Below are 4,278 nucleotides of genomic sequence, written 5' to 3' on the forward strand. Positions count from 1 at the left end.
ATGCTGGAGACGATGCTGTCGCTGACGCTGACCGAGTTGCAGAACTCGCAGTTTGCCGTGGCGCCGCCGCCACGCCCGATGTTCGGGCCGACCGAGACGGGAAACGGTTATGTCATGATCACGATCGCCAGCGAGAAGACGTTTCAGGCCCTGATGGGGGTGATCGGCCGCCCCGACTGGATTTCCGATCCGCGCTTCGCAACTTATGCCGCGCGCCGGGAGAACTGGGCGGAGCTGATGGACGGCGTGGAAACCTGGTCGCGGCAGCTGACCACCGATGCATGCCTCGTCGCGCTCGGCGCTGCGGGCGTGCCGGCCTCGGCCTACCGCACCGTGTCCGAGGCGCTGGCCGATCCGCAGCTTGCGCACCGCCGGGCGCTCTCCGAGGTGCGGGACGAGGGTGGCTCGTTCCAGGTGCTCAACCTGCCGTTCCGGATGTCGGGGGCTGACACGGCGCCTGCCAGGACGGTGTCCGTGCTCGGTGAGCACACGGATGCGGTGCGTAAGGAGATGGGCGTTTCAGGCCATGCGCCCATTCCGCCAGGCAAAACAGCCGCGACATCCTGACCACGTTGCCGCCGCCTGCGGCGTCGAATCCGCGTGCGTTCCTCTTGCCGTGGCGAGCAATTGTCGCCAATCTCGCCCTCAAGTCGTTCAACGATCCGAAACATCGGACGAGGGATCCCGGGAGGAACCATGACGGACATTGCTGCCGCGGCACGCAAGCGCGCGCCGATTCTCCTCGTTGCGGCAATTGCGTGGACCGCGCCGGCGCAGGCGCAGAAACCGGGCGGCAGCATCACGGTCGGCCAGGAGCTGGAGATCGCAGGCTTCGATCCGCTCAAGGTCGGCGTCTACGACACGTCCACCAATACCGCGGCCGCCGCGATCTTCGACACGCTGACCACGCTCAACGACAAAGGCGAGCCTGCACCCAAGCTCGCCGTTTCCTGGACCCACTCCGACGATTACAAGAGCTGGACCTTCAAACTGCGCCAGGGCGTGAAATTCCACGACGGCACGCCGTTCAACGCGCAGGCCTTCAAGGAGAATTTCGATCGGCAGAAGGATCCCGCCAACAAGTGCCGCTGTGCCTTCTACATCACCAACGTGAAAGAGGTGCTGGCACCGGACGACCACACCCTCGTCTACAATCTCACCGATCCTAGCGTGAACCTGCCGGCGACGATCACCATCCAGAGCCAGAACAACGTCATTCATTCGCCGACCGCCTGGAAAACCAAGGGCGATGACTACAACCGCAACCCCGTCGGGACCGGTCCCTACATCCTGAAATCATGGACCGCCGGCGACCGCATGGTGCTGGAGAAGAACCCCAATTATTGGGACAAGGGCCGTCCCTATCTCGACCGCATCGTCCTGAAGCCGCTGCCCGACGCGCAGTCGCGCTTCGCCTCCCTGCAATCGGGCGAGGCCGACATCATCTGGGACGACGAGAACGACGCCGACAACATCATGAAGGCGCAGAAGGACCCCAAGCTCACCGTGCACACGTACAAGGGCTCGGGTGCTGCGGTCTATGCCTTCAATACCAAGGTGGCGCCGTTCGACGACGTCCGCGTGCGACAGGCGCTGGTGATGGCGATCGACCGCCCCAAGATGTCGCAGGCGATCAGCAACGGCCTGAGCCGGCCCGCGACCAATCCTTACGGCGACGGCTCCTGGGTCAAGTGCAAGGACGACGGTGCGCTGCCGTTCGACCTCGAAAAGGCCAAGGCGCTGCTCAAGGATTACGGCAAGCCGGTCGAGTTCAAGATGCTGGTGACCGCAACGCCGCGCGGCCGCATGGTCGGCCAGGTGCTCCAGCAGTTCTGGAAGCGCGCCGGTGCCAACATGGAGATCGAGCAGGTCGATCAGGCCACCATTCCCTCGCGCGCCTTCACCCGCCAGTTCCAGCTCACGCCGTGGCGCATCGTCGATCTCGCCGATCCCGATCCGCAGATGTACGCGAATTTTCGCAGCGGCAGCCCGCTGGCGCTCGCCGGATATTCGAATCCCGAGCTCGACAAGCTTCTCGACCACGCGCGCGTCACCGCCGATATGGGCCAACGCACCGAGGATTACTGCGCCATCAGCCGCCTGATCAACAAGGAGGCGATCTGGTTCTGGACCTTCCAGAATACCTATTACGCGCTGTCGAGCGCCAGGCTGAAGGGCTTCCCGAAGATGTACAATGGCGTGATGGACGTCTCGACCACTTGGCTGGAATGACGGCGCAATGCTGAACTTCGTCGTTCGCCGGCTGCTTGCGATGCTGCCGGTCCTGCTCGCCGTCTCGTTGCTGACGTTCCTGATCGCCTCGCTGCTGCCCGGCGATCTCGCGCTCGTCATCCTCGGCGACCAGGCGACGCCGGAGAATGTCGCGGCGCTGCGTCGCGACATGGGGCTCGACCAGCCACTGTGGTGGCGTTACCTGAGCTGGCTCGGTCAGGTGTTGCAGGGCGATCTCGGCCGCTCGTTCCGCACCGGGCAGACGGTGCTCCAGGCGGTGGCGGAGCGCATCCCGGTCTCGCTGCAGCTGATGCTGATGGCCGAGTTCATCGGGCTCCTGATCGGGGTGCCGCTCGCGATCGCCTGCGCCGCGCGCGCGGGCGGCGCGTTCGACCGCTTCATGACCGGCGGCGCCTTCGCCATGCTGTCGATGCCTTCGTTTCTCACCGCGATTCTGCTGATCTATCTGTTCGCCGTCGAGCTGCGCTGGCTGCCGGCGACCGGCTATGTGCCCTTCACCGAGGCGCCGCTGGCGAATCTGCGCTTCTTCGTGTTGCCGGCCCTGACGCTCGCGCTCGCGGAATGGCCTGGCATCATGCGAGTGCTGCGCTCCGACATGATCGCGACGTTGCAGGAAGACTATATCGCGCTTGCCAAGGCCAAGGGTCTCAAGCCCGCGCGGATCCTGTTCGTGCATGCGCTGAAGCCTTCGTCGCTGACCCTGGTGACGGTGACGGGCATCAATATCGGCCGCCTGCTCGGCGGTACGCTGATCGTGGAATCGATCTTCGCGCTGCCGGGCATCGGCCGGCTGCTGGTCGGGGCGATCTACACCCGCGACCTCGTGATCCTCCAGGGAGTGGTGCTGCTGGTCGCCTGCGGCTTCGTCATCGTGAATTTCATCGTCGACATGCTCTATGCCGTGCTCGACCCCAGGATCCGCCATGGCCACGCTTGAGCTGTCGGTTCAGGACGACGTGGCGTCCGCGCCCGTCCGCGGCAGGCGCAAGCTCGGCGTCCTGTTCTGGCTCGCATGCGGCTGGCTTGCGATCATTCTTTCGCTCGCGATCCTTGCGCCGGTGCTGCCGCTGCAAAACCCCGTCGACATGGACATGCTGGAGCGCCGTGCGCCGTTCTCGACCGAGCACTGGCTCGGCACCGACGGGCTCGGCCGCGACGAGCTGGCCCGGCTGATCTTCGGCGCGCGGGTGTCGCTGACGGTGGGGCTGATCGCGCCGATGATCGGCCTCGTTTTCGGCGGCGCGCTCGGCCTGCTGGCCGGCTATTTTCGTGGCCGGTTCGAAACGCTGGTGGTCGGCAGCATGGATGTGCTGCTCGCCTTCCCGCCGCTGATCTTCGCGCTCGCGGTGGTCGCCTATCTCGGCCAGTCCGTCCCCAATCTCACCGTGATCCTCGGCGTTCTCGGCATCCCCGCCTTCATGCGCGTGGCGCGCGCGGCGACGCTGACCTTGGCGCGGCGCGAGTTCGTGATCGCGGCCGAGGCGCTCGGCGCGAGCCATGCGCGCATCCTGCTGCGCGAGCTGCTGCCGAACGTGATCCTGCCGCTGCTCGCCTTCTTCCTGCTCGGCGTCGCCGTCACCATCGTGGTCGAGGGCGCGCTGTCCTTCCTCGGCCTCGGGGTGCCGCCGCCGATGGCGAGCTGGGGCAGCATGATCGGGGAGGGGCGCGAGAGCCTCGACGTCGCGCCGCGGCTGGCCTTCCTGCCGGCGGCGGCGCTGTTCATGACCGTGCTGGCGTTCAACCTCGTCGGCGACACCTTGCGGGCCCTGACCGACCCGCGTCAGGGGGCGCTGTGAGCGCGCCGCTCCTGTCCATAGAGGACGTCGCGGTCGAGCTGCCGACGCCGCGCGGCAGCCTGCGCGCGGTCGATCATGTCGACCTCTCGCTGGAGGGCGGTCGCACGCTCGGCATCGTCGGCGAATCCGGCTGCGGCAAGACCATGCTGTCGCGCGCAGTGCTGCAGCTGCTGCCGAAGAAGGCCCGGCTGAGCGGCCGCGTGATGTTCGAGGGCCAGGATCTGGTGCG

Annotated in this window: 5 protein-coding genes; all 5 read left to right on the forward strand. The window is 66.3% G+C overall.

Translation table 11 applies throughout. The features are described 5' to 3' along the window. On the forward strand, positions 1–567 hold a 567-nt coding region (locus JHD07_RS12590; protein ID WP_291622467.1), incomplete at its 5' end, for a CoA transferase. A 129-nt stretch (positions 568–696) separates the two neighbouring features. Continuing rightward, the gene (locus tag JHD07_RS12595; RefSeq protein ID WP_291622470.1) at positions 697–2,232 is read left to right on the forward strand and encodes an ABC transporter substrate-binding protein; all 1,536 of its coding nucleotides are present in this window, start codon (positions 697–699) and stop codon (positions 2,230–2,232) included. 7 nt (positions 2,233–2,239) lie between these two features. Continuing rightward, entirely contained in the window at positions 2,240–3,190 is a 951-nt protein-coding gene (locus tag JHD07_RS12600; RefSeq protein ID WP_291622472.1) for an ABC transporter permease, read from the forward strand. Beyond that, on the forward strand, positions 3,177–4,049 hold the full coding sequence (locus JHD07_RS12605) for an ABC transporter permease (protein WP_291622474.1): 873 nt from the start codon (positions 3,177–3,179) through the stop codon (positions 4,047–4,049). The genes JHD07_RS12600 and JHD07_RS12605 overlap by 14 nt, the downstream gene beginning before the upstream one ends. Then, the coding region (locus tag JHD07_RS12610) for an ATP-binding cassette domain-containing protein (RefSeq protein WP_291622518.1) at positions 4,046–4,278 on the forward strand (233 nt) is incomplete at its 3' end. The genes JHD07_RS12605 and JHD07_RS12610, both read left to right, overlap by 4 nt.

It is taken from the genome of Bradyrhizobium sp. (assembly GCF_016462955.1).
In the GTDB taxonomy this organism is placed as follows: domain Bacteria; phylum Pseudomonadota; class Alphaproteobacteria; order Rhizobiales; family Xanthobacteraceae; genus Bradyrhizobium.

Excerpts from the sequence above, each read along its gene's own strand:
- JHD07_RS12595 (WP_291622470.1), top strand. The coding sequence starts at position 697 with ATGACGGACATTGCTGCCGCGGCACGCAAGCGCGCGCCGATTCTCCTC.
- JHD07_RS12600 (WP_291622472.1), top strand. The coding sequence starts at position 2,240 with ATGCTGAACTTCGTCGTTCGCCGGCTGCTTGCGATGCTGCCGGTCCTG.
- JHD07_RS12605 (WP_291622474.1), top strand. The coding sequence starts at position 3,177 with ATGGCCACGCTTGAGCTGTCGGTTCAGGACGACGTGGCGTCCGCGCCC.